Raw genomic sequence first — 13,286 nt, 5'->3', positions numbered from 1 at the left:
TGTTTGTAAGCAGCTCGGAGACCCCCGCTGTGCGGGGGTCTCTTGGCTCCACTCGCACGTTCGACGGCTCGTCGTCACCGCCCTGCAGATTGACGGCGGCTGAGCCGCCCGGACCGCCGTAGCCCGGACAGCGGAAAGGGATCGCCCTTGCGCGGGCCACGAGTTCCTTTGAGTTTGCGCCGTATGCGCGCTCCCCGTAGCTGGGGCACGTCGGGATCGAGCGCGGCACGCCCCCAACTGCCCTTGTCGACAGCCCAGATCAGCGCCACCGCTCTCTCCGGGGCTGTCAGGCCGTGAAGCACCAGTGCGATCCGGGGGTCGGCGAATCCGGCCAACTCGTCCTCCAGATCGCTGTATCGGAGGTTGGGCAGGCGGTGTTTTCGGGGCTCCTCATCGTTGAATCACAGGCACAGCTCGTCGATCTGGTGAAGCTCTCCTTCGGGGTAGTTGCCGGGGCCGGTGCGCTCGTCGCCCTGGTCGTCGCCTATCGACGCCGGCGTGTCGACGAGGCGGGCGCCCACCGCGAAGCCACCCGGCTCCACACCGAACGCTTCACTCAGGCCCTTGAGCAACTGGGCTCCGACTCCTCCGCCGTCTGCCTCGGCGGCGTCCACGCCCTGGCCGACCTCGCCGACGACGCCCCCGGGGAACCCACCACTCCTGGCAAGGAAGCGACCTCGACCTCACCGGCGTCACCATCGACGGCAACATGGACTTCCGCCACTCGGTGTTCTCCGACGGCACGGTGCACTTCAGCAGTGCGGTGGGTCCGGCTCCCGCTGGGCTTCTCGGTGCCGTCGGCACTCCTGTTCCTGCAACGGTCCTTCTTGCTCCCGCTTGGCTGCCCGCACTTCCGTAGCGCTGGCGGCGTGATCCGTCCTCCCCCGGACCGAAGACCGGTGGAGCTGGTTGGGCCGGGCCGGTCCGGAAGCGGGTGAACAGCAACGAGACGTTCGTCCCGTGCTGTGGCCGACAGCGGGACGACTGACGCCTCCGAGACCCTCGATTTCAGGTCGAGGGCTTCGTCGTTTCCCGACTGCGGACGAGCCTGGTGAACCGGCAGGCGGCGAACTGGGGGCTGGAGTCGGCCCCCTGGGCGATGTTGAAGGCTCGCGGTCACGTGGTCGACCAGCTCCACGCTTGGGGATACAGGGAAGTTGACGACACGGCTGGCAACGTGGCCGAGCTGCGGCGCCGACACCGCGGATGACGGCCGCTGACTCTGAGCAGTAGGAGCGCGACAACCTTGTCTGCCACCCTCGATCATCACTGCGAGCCCGGCGAAGCGGGCTCGCAGTGAGCGGTGACCCGCATGAACTCGGCGAAGGAGGGCACAAGCCGTAGCGGATTCGGTACCCACCGCTGAGATCGGACCCGGCCGGCCCGCCTCCAGGGCTGTATCGCGAGTCGGGCACCGAAGACGACAGAGCATCCGCAACGGCGCGGAACGGATCTGTCTGCCTTGTTGACGACAACACATCACGAGGAAGGCACCTGCCCATGCCCTCACAGGCCGCAGTAGTTCCATCGAAGGTTTTCACGTTCGACCGAATGCTTGAGACCGTGCGCTACGAAGGTGCCTACCCCACCCGCGTCCGGGCCGAGGAGTCGGTGATCTGTGTACTGGCGGCTTTCGGACGGCAACTGCCCGATGGCGAACGCGCCCTTCTGGCCGCCCGGTTGCCCGCCGAGGCCGCTCGTCTGCTCGCCGCTGCCCCGGGCGAGCCGCTGACCGGTCAGGAGTTCGTGCAGGAACTGACCGTCCGCACTGGTGGCACGCCGGCCACCACACGCTGGGACACCAGCACGGTCCTCACCCTCGTCGGGCAACTCGCCGGGAGTGACGTCCTCACCCGTGTTCTCACACAGCTCCCGCCGGGTTACGCCCTCCTCTTCGGCCGCGCCGAACTCGCTCAAGTCGCACGCCAGAGGCGCGAAGACACAGCGCTACCGACCGTTCACGCTCACCGAACAGCGCGCCTGACACCGAAGTCCACGTACCCGAGCGTTGGCGCGAAAGTCGCGACGGCAGGGCGGTAGGTCAGCGGGAGGCTGCAACAGCGCGCATTCCGTGCGGCTTGCCGGTATCGCTGATCACGGCGGGGGTGAGGGGGACGTGGCTGATCTGCACGGCGCGGCGCGTAGATGCAGGCGGGAGGAGAGCGGGTGGTCGAGGCGGATCACCAGAGGACGCTCAGCACCACTGAACCCGGATTGCCAAGCGTCCTTCCACGTTCAGGCCGTCAGCACAGCTGCCCGCGCGGAGCTGGTCACCTTCACACCAACCACCGCACCGCAGCGCACCGATGACAGAATCTGATTGCTCGTCAGTAAGGTCAGCAGAGGGTCGACAAGTGTTTGATCAGACCTGGTCAACGCACCCGGCCGCGTGGTTTCAGGGCTACCGGCGGGAGTTCCGGGGCGGGGAGGCGGGTGCCGGCGTAGCCCACCACCTGGCCGAAGCGGGGGCCCTCCGTCCAGTCCTTGCGTGCCGCTTCGATCTCCTCGTGCGAGCGGCCGATGAAGTTCCACCACATCACGATCTCCTCCTCGAACGGCTCGCCGCCCAGCAGCATCAGGCCCGCCGCGGAGTCCGTGCGGATCGGGAGTTCCGTGCGGCCGCAGCCGAGGTAGAGCATCGAGCCCGCCGGGACGGGGACGCCGTCGACCGTCGCCTCGCCCGACATCGCCAGCACCGCGTACTCGAAGTCCGGGTCGAGGGGCAGTCGCGCGTCGGTGCCCGGGGTGAGGGTGAGGTCCGCGCCGACCAGGGGGGTGTACGTCGTGCCCGGCGAGGTGGTGCCGTCCAGGGTGCCCAGGATGACGGTGGCCGTGAGGCCGGGGGCCGTGACCACGGGGAGGTCCGCGTGGTGCTGGAAGTGCGGGTCCACGTCGCGGTGGGCGTCGGGGAGGGCGACCCACAGCTGGGCGCCGTGCAGAAGCCGGGCGTGTGGGCGGGGGCTCTCCTCGGAGTGGCTGATCGCGCGGCCCGAGGTCATCAGGCCCAGCTCTCGGGGACGTACGGTCTGGAGGCTGCCCAGGCTGTCGCGGTGCAGGACCTCGCCGTCGTGGAGCCAGCTGACCGTCTGCAGGCCCATGTGCGGGTGGGGCGGCACCTGCATGCCGGGCTCGTCGGCGATGTCGTCGGGGCCGTAGTGGTCCACGAAGGCCCACGCGCCGACCATGCGGCGCCCGAGGTTGGGCAGCAGCCTGCGCACTTCCGTGGATTCGCCGAGCTTGACGTGACGGGGACTGAGGAGTTCACGCACCGGCTCGGCGACGACGAAGCCACGGCCGCCGCAGACGGAGAGCGTCGCCTGACGATCAAGATTGCTCATGGCGCCCAACCTAATCCCGTCCGGTACCCGGAAGCAGCATCCACGCGATAACGGTCAGGGTGGTAGTGGAATGTTCAACAACCTTGGTGTGTTGTGGGGTGGTGTAAGCAATCACCGGACACCGCCGGGGACCAAGGGAGGGGCAAGTGAACAGCACCTACTACGACTTCGGAACCGCCGCCGAGCGCTGGGCACGTGCTCGGCAGTTCTTCGAGGCCCAGGAGTACGTCACCGCCGCCGGCATCCTCGAAGGGCTCGTGGCCGAGGTCCCGGAGCAGGTCGGGCCGCGGCTGCTGCTCGCCCGCGCCTACTACCACTCCGCGCGGCTCCGGAAGGCCGAGGCCGAACTGCTCGCCGTACTGGAGCGTGACCCCGTCGAGCAGTACGCGCGCCTCATGCTGGGCCGCACGCTGGAGCGGCAGGGACGGGACGCCGACGCCGGGCCGCACCTGCGGATGGCCGCCGCGCTGGCGGGCGAGTTCCCGGCGAACGCCTGAGGGGCCGGGCGTCCGAAGGGCGTCCGGAGCGGCCGGCGCGGCTAGGACAGGGCGTCCAAGCGGCGCCGTGCCGGGGCGAGCGACCTGCCCCTGGTCGGAACATCGGACCAGGGGCGGGTGCGCGCCTGCTCCAGCACGTCTCCCACCGTCCAGCGCCGCGCCGTGACCGCCGGGTCCTTCACCTGGTCCCAGCTGAGCGGCGTCGCGACCGGAGCGCCTTCCCTCGGGCGTACGGAGAAGGGGGCGACAGCCGTCTGCGCGTACGCGTTGCGCTGGACGTCCAGATAGAGCCGGCCGCCACGGGCGTCCGTGCGCTGTTCCGTCGTCAGCCGGTCCGGGTCGCGCGCCGCCAGGACACGCGCCACGTCCGTGGCGAAGGCCCGTACCTCGTCGAACGCCGTACGTCTGTCCAGCCGGACGATCACATGCAGCCCCTTGGAGCCGGTCGTCATCGGCACGGCCGGCAGGCTCAACTCGTCTAGCAGTTCGTGGAGCAGCAGTGCGGCGGCGCGTACGGGCTCGAAGTCGTCCTCCGTCGGGTCCAGGTCGAACACCAGCCGGTCCGGGAAGTCCGGGCGGTCCGCCCGCGACAGCCAGCGGTGGAAGGTGATGCTCGCCTGGTCGGCGAGGTGGACGAGGGTCGCGGTGTCGTCGCACACGGGGTGCGTGACGGTCCCGCCCTTCTTCGCCATCTCGGCCCGCCGCGCCCAGTCGGGGTAGTTCCCCGGAATGTTCTTCTGCATGAAGCGCGGACCGTCGAGACCGTCCGGGTGCCGCTCCAACATCAGTGGTCTGCCCTTGAGTTCGGGCACCATGTAGCGGGCGACGGAGCGGTAGTGCTCGACGAGATCCGCCTTCGTCAGCTCCGGCCACCGGCCGGAGCCCGGGAAGAGGACCTTCCCCGGCCGGTGGATCCGTACGGTCCTGCGACCCGCCCGTACGCTCCCCTCCGCCGCGGCACCTGAGTCTCCGCTCATCGCGCTCACGCCTCCTCGGGCCGCCACCGGCCCTAGTGGGTACGGGGACGGCGCGTGCCGCCCGGCCCCGATGCCTTCCTGCCGCGCGGCGCGGGCACCCTGCGCCGGCCGTTGCGGCGGAGCTTACGGCGCTCCTCCTCGTCCGTACCGCCCCAAACCCCGGACGTACGGCCGGTGTTGAGCGCCCATTCGAGGCACTGGCTCTCCACCGGGCAGCTGTGGCACACCGCCTTGGCGCGCTCCACCTGCTCGGCGGCGGGGTCGGAATCCCCCACCGGGAAGAAGAGTTCGGGATCGGCGCCCACGCAGGCCGCGTGCCGCAGCCATTCCCACGTGTCCGCGCCGGAGCCCGTCCGGGCCTGGTCCGTCGTTCCCGACCGACCTGTCGCCTGGCCTGCCTGGCCGGTCCGGCCTGTCTGTTCGATGTGCAGCCGCGCAGTCATTCAGTCCTCTCCCCGCACCACATTCCAGTCCTGATCCACCGTCTCCTGGCGTTCCGCGCCGCCGTCTCTCGCCTCACGTTCGCGTTCGCGTGTCGTGACGCGCGCCGGCAGGCACGTACGCAACTGGCCCTCGCGCTCGGCCGATCGGTTGCGGGCGCCTGTCGGGCCCCGGTCGGATTCCATCTCTGACTCCTTGTCTCCGCGCCACAGGGGCACGGGATCTCAACGGAGCGCGTACCCGTCGTTTCCGGGCCGAAAAGCGCGAGCCGGGGCCGGGGCGGGCTGGGACGGGCCGGTGTTACGGCTCCGAGCGACCCGGCCCGCCACGAGTTACCAGTGCCGAGATACGAGCTACGAGCTACGAGTGACGAGCTACGAGTGACGAGGTTCGTGGCGCCTGGTACGCGCCCGAACGCCGTCAGGCCGACGCGAGCGACGGCACGAACGTCGGCACCAGGCTCAGGGCCGGAGCCGGCTCCTTCGCCGCGGCGTCGGTCCCGCCCACCGGGACGACGGGCAGACGCAGGATGTTCTGCGGCGCCTCGACGCTCCTGGTGAACCAGACGACTTTGCCCTCTTCCGTGCCACACGTGCCCCAGCTGTCGCTGAGTGAGGCGAGGCGGGCGAGTCCGCCGCCACCGGCCGACGGCAGTCGGGGCAGCTCGGGACCGTTGTCCGAGACGGCGGCCGTGAGATACCGGCCGGTCCAGCGGAGTTCGACCATGCACTTGTTGTCCCCACCGACATGACGGTGGACGTTGGTCAGCAGTTCGTCGAGGCCCGAGCAGACCGGGTCGACGTGCGGGTCGAGATTCCAGTGTCGAAGGTGTGCGGCGACAATGCGCCGTATCTGCGATACGCGCTCCGGAGAGGCGTTCAATTCCACCACGTAGTAACGGCCGAGTGGAATCGTCATGGTCGAGGCTCCTCACACACAGAGGCCCACGTGCTTCACCTCGTTGCTGCAACGACCCCCGAATACGAAGCGTGAGCATTTGCCACTTCTGGGTCACTGAAAAGACTGACCCGACGGAGCCGAATGCGCAACTTCTCGGATTCCCGACCCTGTTCACGGCCGCTCCCGAACACCGGGCGAGACGGTGTTACGGGAGCGGACGCGCAGGTCGGAGCGGGTCCGCGACCGGTCGGCCGGCCCGGCTGCGGCAGCGGGGAGGCCGACCGGACCGCGTACACCCGGAAGCCACGTTTACGGCGAGGAGTGCTGGGGGGGGCGCAGGGGCGCCGGGGGCCTCAGGGACGACGCGTGTCCAGCCGCAGCTGGGCTTCCTGCTCCTGGTCACCGGCGGCCGTCCCCAGCACCTCCACGGCGAACGCCCCGGTCAGCGCCTCCTGCAGTCTGGCGACCGCCCAGTAGCCGCCCTGGATGTCCGCCGTCACCGGCCTGGTCAGCGGGGTCGGGCCGGCCTGCGCGCGTACCTCCGACACGTCGAAGGTGGAGCTCCACACCGTCGGGCGGGCGCCCGACACCTCCTGTGGTCTGTCGTCGGACGCGCGGTCGGAGGCGAAGGCGGTGCGCAGCGCGCCGAACACGGCGTGGGCGTCCTGCGCCTCACAGCCGCTGAGTTCCACCGTCACTTCCGTGTCGGCGCCGTGTGCCTCCGTGGGCCTCTGCGTGGGCTTCTGGGTACTTTTCGCCATGGGGTCCTCCGCTGGGGAAGTGGGTGCCGGGCGGGTCAGCCCGACGGTTCGTCGGGGACGGGCTGCTCGGGGTGCACCCCGCCCGTTTTGGGGTTGCCGCGCCTGCCCGCGCCGGCCTCGTCCGGGGCGTCGGGGACGTCGTCGGCGGAGCCGTCGGGATCGTTTGCGCCGTCGGGATCGTTGGTGCCGTCCGCCGGGTCGTCATCGGCGGAGGAGTCCATCCCCTCGATGTCCACGTCCAGCGGATCGTCTCCGGGCCGGGCGTGCTGGTCGGGCAGATCCCTCGGGACGGCCGCGCCGTTGCCCTCGGAGTCGTCCGGATGTCGCTGGTTCACGTGATTCCTTTCGTCGCCGGGTCGTCGCCGGGTCGTCGCCGACTCCTCGCCCGGTCGTCGCCCGGTCCTCGCCGCATACCCACTCGCGGACCTGCCACCGGGCGGACCCGGCTCCTTGGCCCGCGGCCTGTCGGTCAGCCGGCCCATCGGCCCATCGGTCAGCCGGTCAGCCGCACCCGTCCGTCCGTCAGCGGTCCGTCAGCGGTCCGTCAGAGTGAACAGCCCGCCGTCGGGGTCCCGCAGCGTGACCTGTTCCCCGTCCTCGTACGCCGTCTCCTCCGCCGCGACCACGACGCCGCCCAGCTTCTCCGCGGTCTCGACCGCCGCTCTCACCGCCTTCACGCCGTCCACGGGGAACGACACGTGCCAGCGTGGGCGCAGATGCGGGTCCACCGCCGCCTCGATGCCGCCGCTGCTTATTCGCGCCACGACGTGCCCGGAACCGTGCCCTGTACGGAGCACGACATGGTCCTCCTCGTAGCTGACGTCGATGCCGCCGGGTCCGTCGTCGGCCCAGTGCAGCACCTCGCCGTAGAAGATCGCCGAGGCGATGGCGTCGTAGGTGCGAAGCTCCAGCCGGAAGGGCGGTGAGCCGAGTTTGACGGTGGCGTCGGGCAGCGGCTCGCCCTCCCAGAAACCGAAGACGGCACCGTCCCGGTCGGCGGCGAGCGCCGCCCGCCCCATCTCGAAGGCGAGGGGGCCCACGGCGACCGTCGCACTGCGCTCCCTGATCCGGGAGGCCGTCGCGTCCACGTCACCCACCACGAAGTACGGCGTCCAGGCCACGGCCACCTGGAGGGTGGGGGCCAGCGCGCCGATACTCGCGACCGGTACGCCGTCGGTCTCGGCCACGACGAACTGGTCGCCGAGCCTGGCCGGGCGAAAGGTCCAGCCGAGTACGGCGCCGTAGAAGTTCTGCGTGTCGGCGAGATCACGGGCCAGCAGGCTCGCCCAGCACGGGGCCCCGAACACAGGATGCCTCACCGCCATGGCCGCTCGCCTCACTCCGGTCGTGCCAGTGGATGCCCCCGCGCTCCCCTCCGCTCCCTGACGACTGTGCCAGCAGAGCACGCGGCCCGCATGTCGCCCGGTGGCGGAAGGGGCGGTCCGCCGGGGCCGTAAGACCGGTCCCGGCCCCGATTCGGCCGGGACGGGCGGGGTACACGCGGCGCAGCGACCGATACGCACCGTGCGGCTCGCCCGAACACCACATTTCCGCATTCCGCGTTTCAACATTCCGCGGCGCCGGCGGTCACCGTCTCCACAGGTGACCGCCGGTTCCGATTCACTCTCATCGACGGTGGGCCGACTTGAACCAGCACGACTCCCACGCAACGGACGCAATGGACGCAACCGACGTAGCCGCGCCGGCCCACGCCGCCGACGCGACCGACGCCGCCGACGCGGCCGACGCCAAGACCCGGATCACCATCCTCGTGGCCCTCGCCGCGAACATCGTCATCGCCGTCGCGAAGGCCATCGGCGGTCTCCTCTCGGGATCGCCCGCGCTCCTCTCCGAGGCGGCGCACTCCGTGGCCGACAGCACCAACGAGGTCTTCCTGCTCACCGCGCTGCGCCGCAGCCGGCGCCCCGCAGACCGCCGTCATCCCTTCGGCTACGGCAAGGAGCGCTACTTCTGGTCACTGCTCGCGGCGGTCGGGATCTTCGTCATGGGCGGCTGTTTCTCCTTCTACCAGGGCTATCACGCCCTGGCCACGGACAACGGGGAGAAGCCGAGCGGTTACGCGGTCGGCCTGGTCGTCCTCGCTGTCGCACTGGTCGCCGAGGGCAGCTCCCTGCTCCGCGCCCTCCATCAACTGCGCAAGCAGAAGGACAGCGCCAAGGATCCCGCCGTACGGACCGTCGTCGCCGAGGACTCGACCGCCGTGCTCGGTGTGCTGCTCGCCATGACGGGCATGGTGCTGCATCTGATCACCGGCGAGGTGGCCTGGGAGGCGGGCGCGTCCTTCGGAATCGGTCTGCTGCTGGTGTTCGTCGCGTACCGGCTCGGCGCCGAGGCGCGCGTCCAACTCGTCGGCGAGTCAGTGGATCCCGAGCTGCGTGACAGGATCTCCGCGCTCCTCGACGCCCAGCCCGAGATCGACAACGTCGCCCAACTCCTGACGATGCGACTCGGCATGGACTCGGCGCTCATCGCGGCCCGGATCGATCTGGTGCCGGGGCTCGACAGCGAGGACATCGAGCTGATCTGCGTACGCATCAAGCGCTCGGTGGTCGAGACATGGCCGGAGGCCGACCATGTCTTCCTCGACATCACGGAGGCCCCGCCGGAGGGGGGCACCTGACCGGCGGACCACGGGAACGCCGACGCCGGCCGCGTTCCCGAGCGCCCGGGGACCGGGGACGGCGCCCGGTGGGTGGTGGCAGACTGGCCGCCGATCCATCGAACGGAGCCCCTCGTGCCCATGATCCGTCGCCTCCGCCGGGCGGTGCGGCGCGTCTACCGCAGCACTGTCGACCTCAGCCATCCGGCCCGGTCGCCGCTCGGCAGCGCGGTGGTGAACTGCGTGGTCTACGAGGACGGCGTACGTCAGCCGGGAGACTGGCCGGCCGACGAAGCCGTACGGCGGGTCCGGAGGTCCGGCAGGGGCTTCGTCTGGATCGGTCTGCACGAGCCGGACGAAGCCGAGTTCAAGGGGCTCGCCGAGTTGTTCGGGCTCCATCCGCTGGCCGTCGAGGACGCCGTACACGCGCATCAGCGGCCGAAGGTGGAGAGTTACGACGGGGCGCTGTTCGCGGTCTTCAAGACCTGCCGTTACGTCGATCACGAGACGCTCACCGCCACCAGCGAAGTGGTGGACACGGGCGAGTTGATGGTCTTCACGGGGGCGGACTTCGTGATCACGATCAGGCACGGCAGGCACGGTTCGCTCGGCCCTCTCAGGGAGCGGCTGGAGGCCGCGCCGGAGCGGCTGGCGATGGGGACGTCGTCCGTGCTGCACGCGATCGCGGACCAGGTGGTCGACGACTCCCTCGCCGTCGCCGACGCGGTCCAGGACGACATCGACCATGTCGAGAGCGAGGTCTTCAACGAATCGGCGGGCCGGGCGGGCAAGGGGGACGCCGGGCGCATCTACCAGCTGAAGCGGGAACTGCTGGAGCTGAAGCGGGCCGTGGCGCCGCTGGACCGGCCGCTCGACATGCTGGCCAACCGGACACTGCCGGGTGTCACCGCCGACGTACGGCCGTACTTCCGCGACGTCGCCGATCATCTGGCCCGGCTCACCGACCAGATAGCCGCCTTCGACAACCTGCTGGACTCGATCCTCCAGGCCCATCTCGCGCAGGTGACCGTCGCGCAGAACGAGGACATGCGCAAGATCACCGCGTGGGCCGCGATCGTCGCCGTGCCGACCATGGTCTGCGGCGTCTACGGGATGAACTTCGAGCACATGCCCGGCCTGGGGTGGACGTACGGCTATCCGGCCGTCGTCGCTCTCATGGCCACGGCGTGCTACGTCCTCCACCGGAGCTTCCGCCGCAACGGCTGGCTGTAGGGCCGTAACGGCCGCCCGGCGCACCACCACCGGACACGCACACGGGATTCGCCACGGGACACACCTGCCGAGGACGAACAGCGGTATCTTTTCGAATGCATGTGCGATCCCCTCTGAGTACGGTGTACGCTAGCTCCTCGCCGAGAATCACGAGGAGCAGTCCGTGAACATCCCAGCCGCCGACAGTCACAACGTGATCCAGGTCCGCGGGGCCCGCGAGAACAACCTGAGGGAGGTCTCGCTGGACATCCCCAAGCGCCGCCTCACGGTCTTCACCGGCGTCTCGGGATCCGGCAAGTCCTCGCTCGTCTTCGGCACCATCGCCGCCGAGTCGCAGCGCCTGATCAACGAGACGTACAGCGCCTTCGTCCAGGGCTTCATGCCGAGCATGGGCCGGCCGGACGTCGACTCGCTGCACAATCTGAGCGCCGCGATCGTCGTCGACCAGGAGCGGATGGGCGCCAACTCCCGTTCCACGGTGGGCACGGCGACCGACGCGTACACCATGCTGCGGATCATCTTCAGCCGGCTCGGCACCCCGCACATCGGGACCTCGACCGCCTTCAGCTTCAACGCCGCCGAGGGCATGTGCGCCGAGTGCGAGGGCATCGGTCAGGTGTCGAAGATAGACATCGACCAGCTCGTGAACCGCGAACTCTCCCTGAACGAGGGCGCGATCACCGTGCCCGGTTTCCAGGTGGACGCCTGGTACTGGCAGATCATGGTCGCCTCGGGCTTCTACGACCCGGACAAGAAGCTCAAGGACTTCACGCCCGAGGAGTGGGAGGTCTTCCTCCACAAGACCGCGACCAAGGTCAAGGTCGGCTCCAACAACATGACGTACGAAGGTCTCATCACCAAGGTCAACCGCACGGTCCTGGTCAAGGACCGCGACTCGATGCAGGCCCCCGTCAAGGCGTTCGTGGACCGGGCCGTGGTCTTCGCCGAGTGCCCGTCCTGCGGCGGCAGCCGGCTGAGCGCCGCCGCGCTGTCCTCGAAGGTCAACGGGGTGAACATCGCCGAGTGTTCGGCGATGCAGATCAGCGACCTGGCCGAGTACGTACGGAAGATCGACGACCCCGCCGTGGCGCCGCTGCTCGGCAATCTGCGGGACCTGCTGGAGTCGCTGGTCGAGATCGGGCTCGGCTATCTGAGCCTGGACCGTGTCTCGTCCTCCCTCTCCGGCGGTGAGGCGCAGCGCGTGAAGATGGTGCGGCATCTCGGCTCCAGCCTCACCGACGCCACGTACATCTTCGACGAGCCCACCATCGGGCTGCACCCGCACGACATCCGGCGGATGAACGACCTGCTGCTACGGCTGCGGGACAAGGGCAACACAGTGCTGGTCGTCGAGCACAAGCCCGAGGTCATCGCGATCGCCGACCATGTGGTGGATCTGGGGCCCGGCGCCGGCACCGCGGGCGGGCAGATCTGCTTCACCGGCGACGTGGCGGGGCTGCGCGCGTCGGGCACGCTGACCGGGCGGCACCTCGAACACCGGGCGCGGCTGCGGGAGTCGGTGCGCCAGCCGAACGGGCAGTTGTCCATCGAGGGCGCCGATCTGCACAACCTGAAGAACGTGGCCGTCGACATCCCGACCGGTGTGCTGAGCGTGATCACCGGGGTGGCGGGGTCCGGCAAGTCCTCGCTGATCCACGGCTATCTCTCCAACAGGGACGGCGTGGTGGTGGCCGACCAGTCGCCGATCCGGGGTTCGCGGCGGAGCAACCCGGCCACGTACACAGGGCTGTTGAGCCCCATCCGGACGGCCTTCGCCAAGGCCAACGGTGTCAAGGCGGCGCTGTTCAGCGCGAATTCGGAGGGCGCCTGCCCCAACTGCAACGGCCTCGGGCTCGTTTACACCGACCTCGCGATGATGGCGGGCGTCGCCTCCGTCTGCGAGGAGTGCGAGGGCAAGCGGTTCACCCCCGAGGTGCTCACCTACCGGCTGAACGGCAAGAACATCAGCGAGGTCCTCTCGATGTCGGTCGCGGAGGCGTACGACTCCTTCACCTCGGGGCAGGCGCGCGCGATCCTCGGCCGGCTCAACGACGTCGGGCTGAGCTATCTGCGGCTCGGCCAGCCGCTCAACACCCTGTCGGGCGGCGAGCGTCAGCGGCTGAAGCTGGCGATCCAGATGGCCGAGAAGTCCTCCGTGTACATCCTGGACGAGCCGACGACCGGGCTGCACATGGCGGACGTGGACAAGCTGCTGGCGCTGCTCGACCGGCTGGTGGACGCGGGCAACACGGTGATCGTGATCGAGCACCACCAGGCGGTCATGGCCCACGCGGACTGGCTGGTCGACCTGGGGCCGGGCGGCGGGCACGACGGCGGGCAGATCGTCTTCACCGGTACGCCGGCCGATCTGGTGGCGCACTCGGACACGGTCACGGCGCGGCATCTGCGGGAGTACGTCGGTTCGGGGGCGTAGTACCCGAGGGGGGGCGTGCTCGGGGAGCCCGACGGAACGGTACGTGGGAGCGGCACCGCCCCCGGATATCCGTTGGGCTCCCCGC

At 69.7% G+C, this 13,286-nt stretch carries 14 protein-coding genes; 5 read left to right on the top strand and 9 right to left on the bottom strand.

The genetic code is table 11. From position 1 onward, the window contains the following. Positions 1 to 401: 401 nt before the first annotated feature. Positions 402 to 614, bottom strand: a complete 213-nt coding sequence (locus tag ACFUN8_RS05800; protein WP_383631992.1) for a hypothetical protein — start codon at positions 612 to 614, stop codon at positions 402 to 404. Positions 615 to 1,551: 937 nt separating this feature from the next. On the opposite strand from ACFUN8_RS05800, the gene ACFUN8_RS05795 reads away from it, so the two are divergent. Continuing rightward, positions 1,552 to 2,040, top strand: a complete 489-nt coding sequence (locus ACFUN8_RS05795) for a DUF2267 domain-containing protein (RefSeq protein WP_383631990.1) — start codon at positions 1,552 to 1,554, stop codon at positions 2,038 to 2,040. Between the two features lie 332 nt (positions 2,041 to 2,372). Here the strand turns inward: ACFUN8_RS05795 and ACFUN8_RS05790 are convergent, their stop codons facing one another. Beyond that, positions 2,373 to 3,338, bottom strand: a complete 966-nt coding sequence (locus ACFUN8_RS05790; RefSeq protein ID WP_383631987.1) for a pirin family protein — start codon at positions 3,336 to 3,338, stop codon at positions 2,373 to 2,375. Between the two features lie 146 nt (positions 3,339 to 3,484). Here ACFUN8_RS05790 and ACFUN8_RS05785 point away from each other — a divergent pair, with 146 nt between their 5' ends. Then, positions 3,485 to 3,835, top strand: coding sequence for a tetratricopeptide repeat protein (locus tag ACFUN8_RS05785; protein WP_383631984.1), 351 nt, complete (start codon positions 3,485 to 3,487; stop codon positions 3,833 to 3,835). A 41-nt stretch (positions 3,836 to 3,876) separates the two neighbouring features. Here ACFUN8_RS05785 and ligD read toward each other — a convergent pair whose 3' ends face one another. The 7 genes from ligD to ACFUN8_RS05750 all read right to left on the bottom strand — a co-directional run bounded on the left by ligD (position 3,877) and on the right by ACFUN8_RS05750 (position 8,239). Then, the gene (gene ligD / locus ACFUN8_RS05780) at positions 3,877 to 4,812 is read right to left on the bottom strand and encodes a non-homologous end-joining DNA ligase (protein WP_383631982.1); all 936 of its coding nucleotides are present in this window, start codon (positions 4,810 to 4,812) and stop codon (positions 3,877 to 3,879) included. 32 nt (positions 4,813 to 4,844) lie between these two features. Further along, positions 4,845 to 5,135 (bottom strand): WhiB family transcriptional regulator, encoded by a 291-nt coding sequence (locus ACFUN8_RS05775; protein WP_383632256.1) that lies wholly within the window; start codon positions 5,133 to 5,135, stop codon positions 4,845 to 4,847. A 120-nt stretch (positions 5,136 to 5,255) separates the two neighbouring features. Beyond that, positions 5,256 to 5,438, bottom strand: coding sequence for a hypothetical protein (locus ACFUN8_RS05770; protein ID WP_383631979.1), 183 nt, complete (start codon positions 5,436 to 5,438; stop codon positions 5,256 to 5,258). 235 nt (positions 5,439 to 5,673) lie between these two features. Further along, entirely contained in the window at positions 5,674 to 6,171 is a 498-nt protein-coding gene (locus tag ACFUN8_RS05765; protein WP_383631976.1) for an ATP-binding protein, read from the bottom strand. Between the two features lie 335 nt (positions 6,172 to 6,506). Beyond that, positions 6,507 to 6,914: a hypothetical protein gene (locus ACFUN8_RS05760; protein WP_383631973.1), complete on the bottom strand. Its 408-nt coding sequence runs from the start codon at positions 6,912 to 6,914 to the stop codon at positions 6,507 to 6,509. A gap of 35 nt (positions 6,915 to 6,949) precedes the next feature. After that, positions 6,950 to 7,249, bottom strand: a complete 300-nt coding sequence (locus ACFUN8_RS05755; protein WP_383631970.1) for a hypothetical protein — start codon at positions 7,247 to 7,249, stop codon at positions 6,950 to 6,952. A 198-nt stretch (positions 7,250 to 7,447) separates the two neighbouring features. Continuing rightward, a complete protein-coding gene (locus tag ACFUN8_RS05750) occupies positions 7,448 to 8,239 on the bottom strand; it encodes a VOC family protein (RefSeq protein WP_383631967.1) in 792 nt (263 codons plus the stop codon). 353 nt (positions 8,240 to 8,592) lie between these two features. On the opposite strand from ACFUN8_RS05750, the gene ACFUN8_RS05745 reads away from it, so the two are divergent. The 3 genes from ACFUN8_RS05745 (at position 8,593) to ACFUN8_RS05735 (ending at position 13,201) form a co-directional block, all read left to right on the top strand. Next, positions 8,593 to 9,555, top strand: coding sequence for a cation diffusion facilitator family transporter (locus ACFUN8_RS05745; protein ID WP_383631964.1), 963 nt, complete (start codon positions 8,593 to 8,595; stop codon positions 9,553 to 9,555). A 120-nt stretch (positions 9,556 to 9,675) separates the two neighbouring features. Further along, a complete protein-coding gene (gene corA, locus ACFUN8_RS05740; RefSeq protein ID WP_383631961.1) occupies positions 9,676 to 10,767 on the top strand; it encodes a magnesium/cobalt transporter CorA in 1,092 nt (363 codons plus the stop codon). A 193-nt stretch (positions 10,768 to 10,960) separates the two neighbouring features. Next, positions 10,961 to 13,201 (top strand): ATP-binding cassette domain-containing protein, encoded by a 2,241-nt coding sequence (locus tag ACFUN8_RS05735; protein ID WP_383632253.1) that lies wholly within the window; start codon positions 10,961 to 10,963, stop codon positions 13,199 to 13,201. The last annotated feature ends 85 nt before the right edge of the window (positions 13,202 to 13,286 follow it).

It is taken from the genome of Streptomyces sp. NPDC057307, assembly GCF_042667665.1.
In the GTDB taxonomy this organism is placed as follows: Bacteria; Actinomycetota; Actinomycetes; order Streptomycetales; family Streptomycetaceae; genus Streptomyces.
This window is presented reverse-complemented; position numbering and strand designations above follow the sequence as displayed.

What these genes read in the sequence shown, in the direction of transcription:
- ACFUN8_RS05795 (WP_383631990.1), top strand. Translation starts at nt 1,552, where the DNA reads ATGCTTGAGACCGTGCGCTACGAAGGTGCCTACCCCACCCGCGTCCGG.
- ACFUN8_RS05790 (WP_383631987.1), bottom strand. Translation starts at nt 3,338, where the DNA reads ATGAGCAATCTTGATCGTCAGGCGACGCTCTCCGTCTGCGGCGGCCGT.
- ligD (WP_383631982.1), bottom strand. Translation starts at nt 4,812, where the DNA reads ATGAGCGGAGACTCAGGTGCCGCGGCGGAGGGGAGCGTACGGGCGGGT.
- ACFUN8_RS05770 (WP_383631979.1), bottom strand. Translation starts at nt 5,438, where the DNA reads ATGGAATCCGACCGGGGCCCGACAGGCGCCCGCAACCGATCGGCCGAG.
- ACFUN8_RS05765 (WP_383631976.1), bottom strand. Translation starts at nt 6,171, where the DNA reads ATGACGATTCCACTCGGCCGTTACTACGTGGTGGAATTGAACGCCTCT.
- ACFUN8_RS05760 (WP_383631973.1), bottom strand. Translation starts at nt 6,914, where the DNA reads ATGGCGAAAAGTACCCAGAAGCCCACGCAGAGGCCCACGGAGGCACAC.
- ACFUN8_RS05750 (WP_383631967.1), bottom strand. Translation starts at nt 8,239, where the DNA reads ATGGCGGTGAGGCATCCTGTGTTCGGGGCCCCGTGCTGGGCGAGCCTG.
- ACFUN8_RS05745 (WP_383631964.1), top strand. Translation starts at nt 8,593, where the DNA reads ATGGACGCAACCGACGTAGCCGCGCCGGCCCACGCCGCCGACGCGACC.
- corA (WP_383631961.1), top strand. Translation starts at nt 9,676, where the DNA reads ATGATCCGTCGCCTCCGCCGGGCGGTGCGGCGCGTCTACCGCAGCACT.